This window comes from Brevundimonas subvibrioides, from assembly GCF_027271155.1.
Classification (GTDB): domain Bacteria; phylum Pseudomonadota; class Alphaproteobacteria; order Caulobacterales; family Caulobacteraceae; genus Brevundimonas; species Brevundimonas subvibrioides_D.
In genome coordinates this window covers 1,259,187-1,272,596 of record NZ_CP114542.1, presented here as the reverse complement: position 1 = coordinate 1,272,596, position 13,410 = coordinate 1,259,187, and the positions used below count along the sequence as shown (strand labels likewise).

The following is a 13,410-nucleotide window of genomic DNA, read 5'->3' as shown; positions in this document are numbered from 1 at the left end:
TGGCTACGAAAGCGGCCGGTTACAGCACGCACGTTGCGCCCGCAACTGACGGCGTTAGCCTAGGACTGTGCCTCATCCGTCTGAGTCGCGCCCCCCGGAGCCTTCGCCCCTCGTGACCGACGACGCCGACATCGACAGCGGGCTTGATCCCCGGGCCGAGATCGCCCGCCTCCGCGCCGAGGTTGCGACCCTGCGGGCCCGCGCCGAAGCGGCCGAGGCCGCGGCCGACCACGACGTCCTGACCCCGGTCCTGAACCGGCGCGGCTTCGTTGCGGCCATGCAGCGGACCATGGCCTACTGCAGCCGCTACAAGGTTCCCGCCGTCCTGCTGTATCTCGACCTCGACGGGTTCAAGGGGGTCAATGACCGTCTGGGTCACGCCGCGGGCGACGCCGCCCTCGTGCGCGTGGCCGGGCTGCTGCTGGACAATGTGCGCGCCACCGATGCCGTCGGACGCCTGGGCGGCGACGAGTTCGGCCTGCTGCTGCTGAACGCCGGTATCGACGAGGGCCGCGAGAAGGCCGCCGGGCTGACGGCGGCGCTGGAAGAGGCCGACTTCCGCTACGACGACCGGCCCGCGCCCCTGGCCGGCTCCTTCGGCGTCCGGGCCTTCGCCGGCCAGACGGACGTCGAGACCTGGCTGGCCGAAGCTGATGCGGCCATGTGGGTGAGGAAGCGCGGGCGATAGCCCCTGTTTTTCAGATGATTAGGCGCGTTTCTGAACGCTTGCGGCCAAGGTCGCCCAGGCGTCAGAAATGGACTCAGAAAAACCGGGTGCAACGCGTACAATTGTATAGAATTCAATAGCATGGATGCACTGCGTTGGACTCAGGGAGTCCAGCGAACTCAGGCGATGATATCGGGCAGAATCCGGCTTTCGATCTTCACGATCTCGTCGCGCAGGGACAGCTTCTTGCGCTTCAGCCGGGCGATCAGCAGCTGGTCGGGGATCGGCATGTGCGACAGGGCCTCGATCGAGGCGTCGAGGTCGGAATGCTCCAGCCGCAGCAGCTTGACCTGGGCATGCAGCGCCAGTTCTTCCTCGGTCAGAAACGGTTGATCGTCGTTCATCGGATACCCTGCGCGCGGCGGCTTATAGCGCTTCGTCGGTCATGCCGGAAGCCGTTCGGAAAGCGCGATCAGCGCCGGGCGCGGCACGACCCGGCTCCACGCCCTGGCCACCGCCACCAGACCCTCGATCGCCGGCCGCGGCGGGCCCTCGACCGTCGCTGCCAGACCCTCGAGTCCGGCCAGCAGATGTCGCTCAGCCGCCAGTTCGACCGCCTTGACCTGATCCCGCAGCGCCTCGCGCGCCGTATCGTCGATGTCCGGTACCGGCAGTTTCAGGGTCCGCCGCACGGCCCGCAGCGGGGTCACCGCGACCCGGTCCCACGCGCGCGCGGCGTCGCAGGCCGCCTCGACCGTATCCTCGTCCAGCGCCCGACCCGTGCTTGCCGCCCACGCCGCCCAGAGCAGCAGGGGCACATTCTGCCCGTTCACATCCTGAAGGCCGAGGCACGCTTCGGACACGCCCGGCGCGCGATAGGCGGTCAGTGCCCAGGCCCACAGACCGCCGTCGGACCCTTCGCTCATGCCTCTTCGGCCGCCGGACCCTTCAGCCCGTCCCAGCGCCGCACCGATCCCCAGTCCAGTCCGAACAGGTCCAGCGCCCGCCCGACCGACTGGTCCACGATGTCGGCGATGGTCTCGGGCCGCGCATAGAAGGCCGGCAACGGCGGCGCGATGACCGCCCCCATCTCGGTCAGGGCCGTCATGGTCCGCAGGTGGCCCAGGTGGAACGGCGTCTCGCGCACCATCAGCACCAGAGGGCGGCGCTCCTTCAGCACCACGTCTGCCGCCCGCGTCAGCAGGGTCGACGTCACACCCGTGGCGATCTCGCTCATCGTCCGTACCGAACAGGGGGCCACGATCATGCCCAGGGTCCGGAACGAGCCCGAGGCGATGGTCGCGCCGACGTCGTTCAGCCTGTGAAGCACGCTCGCCTTTGCCGTCAGTTCGTCGGGCGTCAGATCGGTTTCCTGCGACAATGTGAGCAGGGCCGCGCGCGTGACGACCAGGTGGCTCTCGACACCCAGTTCGTTCAGCGCATCCAGCACCCGCGCGCCATAGATCACGCCCGATGCGCCCGAAATGCCGACCACCAGTCGGCTCGGCGGGTTGCGTACGGCTCCGTTCACATCATGGTCCAAATTGGGGGTCAGGCTGATCGGTGCCCGGAAGATTTTAACGGTCCGTTTACGTCACCGAACCGTGATTTCACAGACCGCCAATCCGGGCGCTCACTGTGTGGTCCCTTAGACATGGAGGCGCAAGCCATGACCATCGAAGCTCGTATCCGCGAACTGGGAAACCGTCACCGCCAGCTGGACGAGACGATCCAGCGGGAGTTCAGTCGACCGGCCGTGGATGAGTTGCAGGTCAGGGAGCTGAAACGAAGAAAGCTCCGCCTGAAGGAAGAAATCACCAGTCTGGAGGCCAGGGCAGGCTAGCCCCGGGTCTCCGTCAGAAAACCGAACGGCCCCGGATCGCTCCGGGGCCGTTTTTCATGTCGTCATCCTCCGGCGAAGCGAAGCGCAGACCGGGGGATGACGAAAGCAGGAGGCCGCTCAGTTCGACACATGCCGCGCGTGAAAGGCCTTGCGCCACGCCTCGAACCGGCCTTGGGCAATGGCGTCGCGCATCGCTGCCGTCAGGGCCTGATAGAAGGCGATGTTGTGCCAGCTCAGCAGGGTCTTGCCGAGGATCTCGTCGGCGCGGATCAGGTGATGCAGATAGGCTTTCGAATGGCCGGATGAGGCGATGCAGTCGATCGAGGGATCCAGCGGCGTGCGATCCTCGGCGAATTTCGCATTCTTCAGATTGATCGGCCCGTCCCAAGTCCAGGCCTGACCGTGGCGGCCGGCCCGCGTCGGCAGGACGCAGTCGAACATGTCGACCCCGCGCCAGACCGCCTCGACCAGATCGACCGGCTTGCCGACCCCCATCAGATAGCGCGGCCGGTCGGCGGGCAGCATGTCGGGCGCATAGTCCAGCACCTCGCACATCGCCTGGTGCCCCTCCCCCACCGCCAGGCCGCCGATGGCATAGCCGTCGAAGCCGATCTCGATCAGCCGCTCGGACGACTCGCGCCGCAGGGCCTCGAAGGTCGATCCCTGCTGGATGCCGAACAGACCCTGCGTCTCCCGCGTCCCGAACGCGACCCTTGATCGCGCCCCCCATCGCGCCGACCGTTCCATGGCGGCCCGCGCTCGGGATTCCTCGGCCGGCCAGGCGACGCATTCGTCCAGCTGCATGGAGATATCGGCCCCGATCCGGTCGGCCTGGATCTCGATCGAGCGCTCGGGCGACAGGACGTGTTTCGATCCGTCGATGTGGCTGGAGAAGGTCACCGCCTCCTCCTTCACCTTCGATATGCCGGCCAGGGACATGACCTGGAACCCGCCCGAATCCGTGAGGATCGGCCTGTCCCAGCCCATGAAGGCGTGCAGCCCGCCCAGCCGCTCCATCCGCTCGGGCCCCGGGCGCAGCATCAGGTGATAGGTATTGCCCAGGATGATGTCGGCCCCCGTCGCCTTCACCTGGTCCACGCTCATCGCCTTGACCGTCGCGGCCGTGCCCACGGGCATGAAGGCGGGCGTGCGAATGTCGCCGCGCGGCGTCGTCAGCACGCCGGTCCGGGCGCGCCCTTCGGTCGCAGTCAGGGTGAAGGGAAAAGGCACGGCGGGCGGCTCCGGTAAAGGCAGGGGCTATAGGCCGGGGGCACGGGCGTGGGAAGCGCGCGACGCCTCCAACCTCCGTGCAGCCCGGCGAATATGGCCGACAGGCATAGAAGCCGGGAAAGAGCCGTTTTATTTCAGGAGGTTAACGATGCGCTCGCCCGCCTTGACCTTCCGTGCCCCCGCCTATAGGTTCCGCGCCGAATTCAGACCCCTGTCGGGGCCCGCATATCCATGCGTGGCCGGGCGGGATCAGAAGCCAACAAAGTCCATGTCCCAGCCTACGGAATCGCGCGAAGAGGCGATCAAACGCCTCACCGAAAGCGCATCCGCACTGGAGGCGCGCAACGCCAGGGCGATCTCGCACGACGCTGCGGGTCAGGCTGCGGCCGGTCAGGCGTGGCGGATCATCGCCGACCTGTTCGGCGGTGTGTTCGTGGGCCTGGCTTTGGGCTTCATCGTGGACCGGTTCTTCGCGACCGCGCCATGGGGTTTGATCGGCGGCGTCCTTCTGGGCTTCGCCGTTTCGGTTTGGATGGCCTGGTCGACGGCGCAACGCCTGATGGCCCAGGCGAGAGCAAGCGGAGTGGAGCCGAAGTCGGTTCCCTTCGACGATGACGAAGAAGACTAAAGGGGCCCATGGCTGATCCGCTTCACCAGTTCAAGATCGAACCCCTGATTGACTTCGGGACCGTCAACCTGCCCGTCGTCGGCGAGCAGCAGATCGCCTTCACCAATTCGCATCTGGCCATGACCATCGCCTTCGGCCTGGTCGTCCTGTTCCTTCAGCTGGTGACCGCCAATGCCAAGGTGGTCCCCACCCGCACCCAGGCGGCGGGCGAGACCCTGTTCGGCATGATCGACGGCCTGGTGGATTCCATCATTGGCCATGACGGGCGCAAGCTGTTCCCGTTCGTCTTCACCGTCTTCACCTTCATCCTGGCCATGAACTTCATCGGCCTGTTCCTGACCTTCACGGCCACCTCGCAGATCGCCGTCACCGCCACCTTCGGCGTGCTGACCATCCTGCTGGTCCTGATCATCGGCTTTGCCAAACACGGCCTGGGCTTCTTCAAGCTGTTCGTGCCGTCGGGCGTGCCGTGGCCGGTCCTGCCGTTCGTGATCATCATCGAGTTCGTGTCGTTCCTACTGCGCCCCGTAACCCTGACGCTTCGTCTGTTCGGCAACATGATGGGCGGCCACGTCGCCCTGAAGGTCTTCGCCGGCTTCGTGGTCGTAGGCGTCGGCGGGGCTGTCGGCCTGCTGGGCATTCCGATCGCCCTGCTGTCGATGGGCATGACCGTCGGCCTGACCGCGCTGGAGTTTCTGGTGGCCTTCCTCCAGGCCTTCGTCTTCGCCGTTCTGACCTGCATCTACCTAAACGATGTGGTCAACCTGGGCCACGGGCACTAAAGCCCACCCCCAGTTCCATCCCCAACCAACCAACCCCAAACCAGGACTAAAGACTATGGAAGCAGAAGCCGCCAAGCTCATCGGCGCCGGCCTCGCAATGACCGGCATGATCGGCGCCGGCATCGGCGTCGGCAACATCTTCGGCTCGTTCCTGACGGGTGCCCTGCGCAACCCGTCGGCCGCCGGCTCGCAGATCGGCAACCTGTTCGTGGGCGCCGCCCTGGCCGAGGCCCTGGGCATCCTGTCCTTCGTTCTGGGCATCCTGATCTACTCGGCCTAAAGCGCCGATTTCCGATCGGGCGCGGCGCCGGATATCTGGCGTCGCGCCTGTTCGACCGATTTCTCCAGACCTGATGGACCATGGCTGATCCTACCGAACCCTCGACCGTCGTTCACGGCGCACCTGCGGCCCACGCAGCGGGCGAGACCCATGCCTCGACCGAAGCGGCCGGGCATGAGGGCGGCGGTGGTCTGCCGCAGTTCGAGTTCCAGCACTGGCTGGGCCAGATCGTCTATCTGATCTTCCTGTTCGCCATTCTCTACTGGCTGATCGCAAAGGTCTTCGCCCCGCGCATGCGCCGCGTCTTCGACGAGCGCGAGACCACGATCGCCACCGCCGTCTCCACCGCCCGCCAGGTCCAGGCCGAGGCCGCCGGACAGGCCGAAGCCGCCAAGGCCGAGGTCGCAAAGGCCCGCGCCGACGCCCGCGCCGCCTCCGTTGCCGCAAAGGCGCGCGTCACCGAGGAAGCCAATCGTCGCGCCGCCGAGGAAGAGGCCGTCGTCAACGCCCGCATCGCCGAGGCCGAGACCGCCATCGGCCGCACCCGCGACGCCGCCATGGCCAATGTCTCGACCATCGCCGCCGACACCGCCGCCGCCATCGTCGAACGCCTCACCGGCAAGGCCCCTACGCCCGCCGAGGCGACCGCCGCGGTCAAGGGAGCCGCCTGATATGCCCGCCTTCCTCGAACCGCATTTCTACAACTTTGCCGAGGCCGAGCTGTGGGTCGGCATCGGCCTGCTGATCTTCATCGGAATCTGCATCTTCGTCGGCGTGCCGAAGCTCGTCGGCGGCATGCTCGACGCCAAGGCGCAGAAGATCCAGTCCGAGCTGGACGAGGCCCAGCGCCTGCGCGCAGAGGCCGAGGCCCTGCTGACCCAGATCCGCGCCGAGAAGGCCGCGGCCGACATCCAGGCCCGCGAGATGCTGGCCGCCGCCGAGGCCGATGCCCGCATCATGGAGGCCGAGGCCAGGGTCCGGCTTGAAGAAACCCTGGCCCGCCGCCAGGCCCTGGCCGAACGCCGCATCGCCTCCGCCGAAGCCCAGGCCTCGGCCGAGGTGAAGGCCGCCGCCGCCGAGATCGCCGCCCAGGCCGCAGAGACCATCCTCGCCGCCCGCCTTGCGACCCAGAAGACCGACCCCCTCCTCGACGCCGCCATCGGCCAGATCGGGACGCGGCTGAACTAGGCGGCCACGACCGCGGCCGGGGCCGCGGACCATCCGGCGTAGCCATCGGGACACGGTCTGCAGCCGTTTGAATCGCCCTGCGCGGACGTCACGAAACGGAATCTTGACCGTAACGACGTCGTCGCCGGCCCCGTCTAAGGCCGCCAAAGGCCAATGGGGCCTGAGGATCGGGGGCGACCATGACTGATTATCGACTTCTCGCCGGTGTTTCGACGCTGGCTCTGGTGCTGACGGGCGCGCTTGCCATGCCGGGTGCCGCACAGGCCCAGGCCCAGGCTGTTGTTTCCGAGCCGGGCGACGCCGCCCAGCTTGATGAGGTCGTCGTCTTTGGCGTCGGCCAGAGCCGCCAGCAGACCTCGCTCACCGAGGCGGCCATCGCCGTCGAGGCTCCCGGCACCAGCCCTCTGAAGGCGATCGAACGCCTGCCCGGCGTCAGCTTCCAGTCCGCCGACGCCTTCGGAAACTACGAATGGTCGGCGCGCATCGTTCTGCGCGGCTTCAACCAGAACCAGCTCGGCTTCACCCTGGACGGCGTGCCGCTGGGCGACATGAGCTATGGCAACCACAACGGCCTGCACATCTCGCGCGCCATCATCTCCGAGAACGTCGGTCGCGTGGACGTGGCGCAGGGCTCCGGCGCGCTCGGCACCGCCTCCAGCAGCAACCTGGGCGGCACCGTCCAGTTCATCGGCCGTCGCCCGGCCGATGACTTCGGCGTCGATGTGGCGGGGACCTATGGCAGCGACCAGACCTGGCGCGGGTTCATCCGCCTGGATACGGGGGCTTTCGGCCCGGCCGGCACGGCACTGTCGCTGTCCTATGTCGATCATCAGATGGACAAGTGGAAGGGCGTGGGCGAGCAGAACCAGCGCCAGTTCAACGCCAGACTGCTCCAGCCGGTCGGCGAGGGCGAGATCACCGGCTTCATCAACTGGTCCGAGCGCCGCGAGAACGACTACCAGGACATGTCCCTGGAGCAGATCTCGCGTCTTGGACGGGACTGGGACAACAACTCCGATAACTACGCCGATGCGGTCAGAAATGCCTTGATCTATCAGGCAACCCCCGGCGGGGACTGCCCTCAGCTCGGCGGCGGCAATGGCTCGAACGCCTATGTCGGGGGCAGCAGCTGCATCGACGACGCCTATTTCGACGCCTCGGGCCTGCGTGACGATACGATCGGCGCCCTGACGTTCAACTATCCCATCTCGGACGCGCTCTCGGTGTCGCTGACCGGCTATGGTCACGAGAACAAGGGCCAGGGCCTGTGGTGGACGCCCTATGAGGTGACGCCCGTCGGCGCCCCCGACCAGAACGGTACGGCGATCACCACTCCGAGCCCCCTTTCGGTTCGCACCACCGAGTATGACATCGCCCGAAAGGGCGCGATCGGGTCGGCCACGCTGGACCTGGGCGCCCATTCGGTCGAGGCCGGCTTCTGGCTGGAAAACAACGACTTCAACCAGGCGCGCCGGTTCTATGGCCTGGCGCGCGCGGCCAACACCCGGAACTCGCTGGAATTCCTGGAAAATCCGTTCCGCACCCAGTGGGAATATGCGTTCGAGACCGAAACCCGGATGTTCTATGTGCAGGACAGCTGGTCCGTCACCAACGCCCTGACGGTATTCGGCGGGTTCAAGTCGCTGTCGGTCGAGAATACGGCCCGGACCATCACCGGTCTGAACAAGACCGGCACGATCAAGGCAGAAGACAACTTCGTGCCTCAACTCGGCGCGACCTACGATGTCAACCCTGATCACCAGCTCTTTGTTTCGTACTCGGAAAACATCCGGGCTTTCGAATCCTCCAACACGGGTGGCCCCTTCGCCGCATCCCCTAGCGGGTTCGCGAAACTTCGTGACACGCTCTCACCGGAAACCTCCAAAACGATTGAGGCGGGCTGGCGTTTCCGCTTCGACCAGCTCCAGGGATCGCTGGCCGCTTACAATGTGGAGTTTAAGGATCGCCTGTTGGGTATCTCGATCGGCGCGCCAATCCTGGGCCTGGGCTCCGGGATCCAGAACGTCGGAGCGGTTACCAGCCGAGGTTTTGAAGCAGCGGTCGTGTGGAACCTCACGGATGACTGGTCTGCCTTCGGTTCCTTCAGCTACAACGACTCGACCTATGATAACGATTACATTGACCTCGCTGCTGTCACCCCCGCAAATCCCACCGGGATTATCAGGACCGGTGGCAAGACCGTCGTCAATACACCGGACACCCTGTTCCGCGCCGAACTGGCCTATGACAACGGGACCCTGTTCGGCACCCTGGCAGCGGCCTACACCGGCGAACGCTTCTCGACCTATCTGAACAAAGAGAGCGTCGACGGCTACACCGTGGTCGAGTTCACGGCCGGCTACCGGGTGGCGGACACGGGCAACTGGCTGGACGGCACCGAACTGCAGCTGAACGTGACCAACCTGCTGGATGAGGATTACATCTCGACCGTCGGTTCGGGCGGCTTCCAGAACGATGCCGGTCGCCAGACCTTCCTGCCGGGCGCGCCCCGTCAGGCCTTCGTGACCCTGCGTCGCCACTTCTAGGCCGGCGACGCCAGTAACTGTGACGGGGCGCGTCCATGCGGCGCGCTCCGTTCGCGTTAACGCAATGGAGAATCGGCAATGAAGACTCTCTCTCGACGGGGCCTGATGGCCGGCACGGCCGGGCTTGGCCTGGCGGCTGGGGCCGGTACGGCGTCTGCCGATCCCCACAGGGAGTCCGCCCGGACCCTGACCCGGATCGCCTTCGGCTCCTGCGCCAAAAGCGACAAGCCCCAGCCGATCTGGGACGCCGTACTGGCGGCCGAGCCGGACCTGTTCATCTTCCTGGGCGACAACGTCTATCTGGACACACGCGACCCGGCCGTGATGCGTCGCAAATATGCAGAGCTGGCGGCCCAGCCCGGATTCCAGAAGCTGAAGGCCTCGGTCCCGATCCTGGCCATCTGGGACGATCACGACTACGGCGAGAACGACGCCGGGGCGGACTATCCGATGAAGGAGGAAACCCGTCGGCAGTTCCTCGACTTCTTCGACGAGCCGGCCGACAGCCCCCGACGCACCCGCGACGGCATCTATACCGCCCCCGTCTTTGGCCCGGCGGGACGGCAGGTGCAGATTCTGCTGCCCGACCTGCGCTGGAACCGTACGCCGCTGGTGCCGCTGGAGCTCGGCAATCAGGACTATGGCACCTGGGTCCAGCAGCGCGCCCAGGCGGGGCTGAGCACGCCCGGCCCCTATATGCGCAATCCGGAGATGACCGCGACCCAGCTGGGCGAGACCCAGTGGCGCTGGCTGGAAGAGCAGCTGTCCGTTCCGGCCGACATTCGCATCCTTGCCTCCAGCCTGCAGGTCCTGGCCGATTTCGCCGGCTGGGAGGGCTGGATCAATTTTGCCCATGACCACCAGCGGCTGATTGCCGCCATCCGGGACCGGAAGGCGAATGGCCTGTTCTGCCTCTCGGGCGACACCCACTACGCCGAGATTTCGAGGCTGGACGTCAACACGCCCTATCCGTTGTGGGACATCACCTCCTCCGGCCTGACCGAGGTCTGGCCGGTGACCCCACCCAACGCCTTGCGCGTCGGCGACGTGTTCCGCGATCAGAATTTCGGCCTGCTGACCATAGGCTGGCAGGGGGAAAGCCCGACGGTCCTGGCCCAGATCCGCGACGTCAATGGCACCGTCCGACTGGAACAGCCGATCCGGATCGCCGACCTCGTCGTCTGATCCCCGCGTCGTCGCCGAGGCCGATGCCCGCATCATGGAGGCCGAGGCCAGGGTCCGGCTGGAGGAAACCCTGGCCGCCCACCTCGCGACCCGGACCACCGACCCCCTCCTCGACGCCGCCATCGGCCAGATCGGCAGGCACCTGAACCAGGCTGTGAGGGTGCGACGCGCGGGGCGAACGCCGCTCGGCGAGGACGAACGTGTCCTGGCTAACGGCCACGCCGCAATGCCATGGGTGTCATCCCGTATTCCTCGCGGACGGCGGCGACGAAACTGGAATAGGTCTCGAATCCCACCGCATAGGCCACCTGCGTCAGCGACATTTCGGTGGTCAGCATCAGGCGCCCGGCCCGTCGGGCGCGCTGCTTCAGGACATATCGCCAGATCGTCGAACCCGTGGCGGCGCGAAAGCTGCGAGCCAGGTGGTACGGGCTGGTGGCAGCGGCCATGGCGATGCTGTTGAGGTCGATCGGATCGGTCAGATTGGCGTGGATGTAATCCAGCGCCCGGCGCACCCGCCAGTCTGCTCCGGCGGACCCTCCGTCGCGCACCGGCTGCGTCACGAACTGGGCTGCGAGCGCCGAAAAGATGGCGTCTCCAACCATCACGCCATGGGGCTGGCCTGCCGCCGCATCCGCATGCAGCGCCTGCAGCAGATGGACCACGATCGGGGCCTTCAGACCCGTAGAAGTGTGCAGGGTGATGTCTCCTGCGCCGACCGGTCGGCCCAGCGCGGCCTCGATCGCCTCGGGCTGGAAATAGAAGCAGGCGGATTCGAAGGCGTCGTCCCAGCCGCCCCGCCCGCACGAGCCCGCCTCGATGGCGATGATTTCATCAGGACCGAAGGCCGGGCGGCGCACCCGCCCCTCCACCACCATGGTCATCCGGGGTCGAGCGGTACCGAGCGGCATGGCCAGGTGATGCACGGGCGGCGGCGGCTGGTCGAAGCTGACCGGCCCCATCACCGTATGCTCCATGCGACAGAGCGACCACTGCCCGGCCGAGACCAGATCGACGCTCACCGTCGGGTCCATGGGCGGGGCTGCGACGACCGCGTCTTCGCCTTCGAGGTTCGCCACCGCAGGATTCCAGAGAAAAAAAGCAAGGATTCAAAAGACAGCGTCGGTCCGCCGGCTCTACCCTGTCAAGCAGCAGACCCGTTCGGGGCATGGAGATTGATGATGCGTGGCTCCTACATCGCCGTCGCCCTGGCCGCGTCGGGATCCCTGTTTCCTCAGGTCACATCCGCCCAGGCGACAACCGATCCGCTGGAGACCAGGGTGACTGTGCTCCGCGACGGTTTCGTCGACGCCGTGAAGGCCTGCGGCGTCGAGCCGGCGTTCGTGCCTGCCGTGTCGATCTCCACCGACGCCAGCGTGATTTCCTACTACCGCAAGACCCTGATCGTCGGCCGATGGGAAGAGCTGCCGCCGCCCATCCAGGGCTTCGCCGACGCCTGGGCCGCCCAGGTCATGCCCGGCGAGGGCGGGCAGGCCCTGTACGACAGGATCTTCAACGGCTTCCTGGTCGGGCACGAGCTGGGCCACTGGGTGGGGGACTGGTCCGGGCGCTGGGCGACGCTCGATCGCTGGGACAGCGAGATGGAGGCCAATCGCTTCGCCATTGCCTTCGCGAAGCTGGATCCGACCACGGCCGCTGAGCTGGAACGGACCGTCGCCATGTTCGACTTCCTGCACGCCGGTCCGGGGCCGACCCCGGCTGGAGAGGACGAGCGGACGTATTTCGACGAGAACTACGAGACGCTCGCGACCCGCGATCCGATTGGCTACAGCTGGTTCCAGGGTCGGCTGATGCAGCTGGCGTGGGAACAGCGCGACACGGCCGATTTCTGCGCGCTGGTGAAACTGCCGCCGGATACGGCGGGGCGAAACCCCGACTGGTCGCCGCGCTCCGGAGCTTGATGACCTTACCCTGTCAGAGCGGCCGCCATCTGCATCTGACCGGGACGGATGCCGGGTTGACGCCCTGGGGGTGCCACCCTGTTCCGCCGCCATGCCGCCCGGGCGCGCAAGACGGGGCCGCCGTGAGGCCGACCGTGCATCCACCTGGCGCTTTGCTTCGCCACGCGAGGCGCTGCAAGCCTCTGGACTGGCACGAATCAGCCCTGGACGAACCGCACCCCCACCATCGCCTCGGTCGCCTCCCACAGCCGCGCCGCCGCTGCTGTGTCCAGCGCCTGTGGCTCGGCCCTGGCCGGTCCCGGCGGGCCCTTCAGTTCCATCAGACGCGTCGCCCCGACATAGGCCCCGCCGGCTATGGAAGGGTCGGTCGCCGCCATCAGGATCGGCAGGGCGCCCGCCGCCGCCGAATGGCTGATCAGGGGCTCGATCAGCGGCCGCAAAATCACGGCCATGACCGCCCGCTGGAAGGGCGAGCGAACCAGAGGGCCATTGGCGATCAGGCCGGTCCGGGCATAGCCGGGGTGCGCCACCACACTGGTCAGGCCCCAGCCGTTCGCCGCGCTGCGCCGGTCCAGCTCCAGCCCGAACATCAGCATGGCCAGTTTCGACTGGGCATAGACGGGCCAGGCCTTGTAGCCGGTGGCATGGTTCAGGTCGTCGAACCGGATCCGCCCCCGGCGGTGGGCGATGCTGGACAGCTGGACGACCCGCGCCCGACCCGCCCTGAGCCCGGGCAGCAGCCGCGCGGTCAGGGCGAAATGGCCCAGATAGTTGGTGGCCAGTTGCATCTCGAACCCGTCGCCGGTGACCTCGCGCGTCGGCAGGGCCATGACCCCGGCATTGTTGACCAGGATGTCGATGGGCCGCCCGGTCGCCAGCAGCCGGTCGGCAAAGGCCGCGACCGAGGCCTGATCGGCCAGGTCCAGCGCCTCGAACCGCACGCTGGCCCCGGGCACCGCGCGGCGGATGCGGCGGAGGGCGTCCTCGCCCTTGCCCGGGTTGCGCGCCGCGATCACGACCTCGGCCCCCTTGCGGGCCAGCTCCAGCGCCGTCTCATAGCCCGTCCCGCTGTTCGCCCCCGTGACGATCGCCAGCTTTCCGCTCTGGTCGGGAATGTTTGCGGTGGTCCAGTGAGGCAT

General features: G+C 67.0%; 16 protein-coding genes. 10 read left to right on the top strand and 6 right to left on the bottom strand.

Going from position 1 to position 13,410, the window contains the following annotated elements; genetic code table 11:
- Positions 1 to 112 precede the first annotated feature (112 nt).
- Positions 113 to 688 carry a GGDEF domain-containing protein gene (locus O3139_RS06345; RefSeq protein WP_269516156.1) on the top strand — a complete coding sequence of 192 codons (576 nt, stop codon included), beginning with the start codon at positions 113 to 115 and terminating at the stop codon, positions 686 to 688.
- Positions 689 to 846: 158 nt separating this feature from the next.
- On the opposite strand, the gene O3139_RS06340 is transcribed toward O3139_RS06345, so the two are convergent.
- The 3 genes from O3139_RS06340 to O3139_RS06330 are packed head-to-tail and all read right to left on the bottom strand — an operon-like array spanning position 847 to position 2,198.
- On the bottom strand, positions 847 to 1,071 hold the full coding sequence (locus O3139_RS06340; protein WP_269516155.1) for a YdcH family protein: 225 nt from the start codon (positions 1,069 to 1,071) through the stop codon (positions 847 to 849).
- A gap of 39 nt (positions 1,072 to 1,110) precedes the next feature.
- Positions 1,111 to 1,593: a TIGR02444 family protein gene (locus O3139_RS06335; RefSeq protein ID WP_269516153.1), complete on the bottom strand. Its 483-nt coding sequence runs from the start codon at positions 1,591 to 1,593 to the stop codon at positions 1,111 to 1,113.
- Positions 1,590 to 2,198: a UbiX family flavin prenyltransferase gene (locus tag O3139_RS06330; RefSeq protein WP_269516152.1), complete on the bottom strand. Its 609-nt coding sequence runs from the start codon at positions 2,196 to 2,198 to the stop codon at positions 1,590 to 1,592. Before O3139_RS06330 ends, O3139_RS06335 begins: the two co-directional genes overlap by 4 nt.
- A gap of 138 nt (positions 2,199 to 2,336) precedes the next feature.
- Between O3139_RS06330 and O3139_RS06325 the strand changes: the two genes are divergently transcribed.
- Complete coding sequence (locus tag O3139_RS06325) at positions 2,337 to 2,510, top strand: YdcH family protein (RefSeq protein WP_209321166.1); 174 nt, start codon at positions 2,337 to 2,339, stop codon at positions 2,508 to 2,510.
- Positions 2,511 to 2,627: 117 nt separating this feature from the next.
- Here O3139_RS06325 and tgt read toward each other — a convergent pair whose 3' ends face one another.
- Positions 2,628 to 3,740, bottom strand: coding sequence for a tRNA guanosine(34) transglycosylase Tgt (gene tgt / locus O3139_RS06320; protein ID WP_269516151.1), 1,113 nt, complete (start codon positions 3,738 to 3,740; stop codon positions 2,628 to 2,630).
- Between the two features lie 268 nt (positions 3,741 to 4,008).
- Between tgt and O3139_RS06315 the strand changes: the two genes are divergently transcribed.
- The 7 genes from O3139_RS06315 to O3139_RS06285 all read left to right on the top strand — a co-directional run bounded on the left by O3139_RS06315 (position 4,009) and on the right by O3139_RS06285 (position 10,349).
- A complete protein-coding gene (locus O3139_RS06315; RefSeq protein WP_269516150.1) occupies positions 4,009 to 4,368 on the top strand; it encodes an AtpZ/AtpI family protein in 360 nt (119 codons plus the stop codon).
- A gap of 8 nt (positions 4,369 to 4,376) precedes the next feature.
- Positions 4,377 to 5,150 carry a F0F1 ATP synthase subunit A gene (locus O3139_RS06310; RefSeq protein WP_269516149.1) on the top strand — a complete coding sequence of 258 codons (774 nt, stop codon included), beginning with the start codon at positions 4,377 to 4,379 and terminating at the stop codon, positions 5,148 to 5,150.
- Between the two features lie 55 nt (positions 5,151 to 5,205).
- Positions 5,206 to 5,430, top strand: a complete 225-nt coding sequence (locus tag O3139_RS06305; RefSeq protein ID WP_269516148.1) for a F0F1 ATP synthase subunit C — start codon at positions 5,206 to 5,208, stop codon at positions 5,428 to 5,430.
- Positions 5,431 to 5,510: 80 nt separating this feature from the next.
- Complete coding sequence (locus tag O3139_RS06300; RefSeq protein WP_269516147.1) at positions 5,511 to 6,101, top strand: hypothetical protein; 591 nt, start codon at positions 5,511 to 5,513, stop codon at positions 6,099 to 6,101.
- A gap of 1 nt (position 6,102) precedes the next feature.
- On the top strand, positions 6,103 to 6,618 hold the full coding sequence (locus tag O3139_RS06295) for a F0F1 ATP synthase subunit B (protein ID WP_269516146.1): 516 nt from the start codon (positions 6,103 to 6,105) through the stop codon (positions 6,616 to 6,618).
- Positions 6,619 to 6,797: 179 nt separating this feature from the next.
- Positions 6,798 to 9,164 (top strand): TonB-dependent receptor, encoded by a 2,367-nt coding sequence (locus O3139_RS06290; protein WP_269516145.1) that lies wholly within the window; start codon positions 6,798 to 6,800, stop codon positions 9,162 to 9,164.
- A 78-nt stretch (positions 9,165 to 9,242) separates the two neighbouring features.
- Positions 9,243 to 10,349: an alkaline phosphatase D family protein gene (locus O3139_RS06285; protein WP_269516144.1), complete on the top strand. Its 1,107-nt coding sequence runs from the start codon at positions 9,243 to 9,245 to the stop codon at positions 10,347 to 10,349.
- A gap of 209 nt (positions 10,350 to 10,558) precedes the next feature.
- Here the strand turns inward: O3139_RS06285 and O3139_RS06280 are convergent, their stop codons facing one another.
- Complete coding sequence (locus tag O3139_RS06280) at positions 10,559 to 11,428, bottom strand: helix-turn-helix domain-containing protein (RefSeq protein ID WP_269516142.1); 870 nt, start codon at positions 11,426 to 11,428, stop codon at positions 10,559 to 10,561.
- A gap of 99 nt (positions 11,429 to 11,527) precedes the next feature.
- Between O3139_RS06280 and O3139_RS06275 the strand changes: the two genes are divergently transcribed.
- A complete protein-coding gene (locus O3139_RS06275; protein WP_269516141.1) occupies positions 11,528 to 12,271 on the top strand; it encodes an ImmA/IrrE family metallo-endopeptidase in 744 nt (247 codons plus the stop codon).
- A 197-nt stretch (positions 12,272 to 12,468) separates the two neighbouring features.
- On the opposite strand, the gene O3139_RS06270 is transcribed toward O3139_RS06275, so the two are convergent.
- A complete protein-coding gene (locus tag O3139_RS06270; RefSeq protein WP_269516139.1) occupies positions 12,469 to 13,410 on the bottom strand; it encodes an SDR family oxidoreductase in 942 nt (313 codons plus the stop codon).

Excerpts from the sequence above, each read along its gene's own strand:
- O3139_RS06340 (WP_269516155.1), bottom strand. The coding sequence starts at position 1,071 with ATGAACGACGATCAACCGTTTCTGACCGAGGAAGAACTGGCGCTGCAT.
- O3139_RS06335 (WP_269516153.1), bottom strand. The coding sequence starts at position 1,593 with ATGAGCGAAGGGTCCGACGGCGGTCTGTGGGCCTGGGCACTGACCGCC.
- O3139_RS06325 (WP_209321166.1), top strand. The coding sequence starts at position 2,337 with ATGACCATCGAAGCTCGTATCCGCGAACTGGGAAACCGTCACCGCCAG.
- O3139_RS06315 (WP_269516150.1), top strand. The coding sequence starts at position 4,009 with ATGTCCCAGCCTACGGAATCGCGCGAAGAGGCGATCAAACGCCTCACC.
- O3139_RS06310 (WP_269516149.1), top strand. The coding sequence starts at position 4,377 with ATGGCTGATCCGCTTCACCAGTTCAAGATCGAACCCCTGATTGACTTC.
- O3139_RS06305 (WP_269516148.1), top strand. The coding sequence starts at position 5,206 with ATGGAAGCAGAAGCCGCCAAGCTCATCGGCGCCGGCCTCGCAATGACC.
- O3139_RS06300 (WP_269516147.1), top strand. The coding sequence starts at position 5,511 with ATGGCTGATCCTACCGAACCCTCGACCGTCGTTCACGGCGCACCTGCG.
- O3139_RS06295 (WP_269516146.1), top strand. The coding sequence starts at position 6,103 with ATGCCCGCCTTCCTCGAACCGCATTTCTACAACTTTGCCGAGGCCGAG.
- O3139_RS06290 (WP_269516145.1), top strand. The coding sequence starts at position 6,798 with ATGACTGATTATCGACTTCTCGCCGGTGTTTCGACGCTGGCTCTGGTG.
- O3139_RS06285 (WP_269516144.1), top strand. The coding sequence starts at position 9,243 with ATGAAGACTCTCTCTCGACGGGGCCTGATGGCCGGCACGGCCGGGCTT.
- O3139_RS06275 (WP_269516141.1), top strand. The coding sequence starts at position 11,528 with ATGATGCGTGGCTCCTACATCGCCGTCGCCCTGGCCGCGTCGGGATCC.
- O3139_RS06270 (WP_269516139.1), bottom strand. The coding sequence starts at position 13,410 with ATGCCTCACTGGACCACCGCAAACATTCCCGACCAGAGCGGAAAGCTG.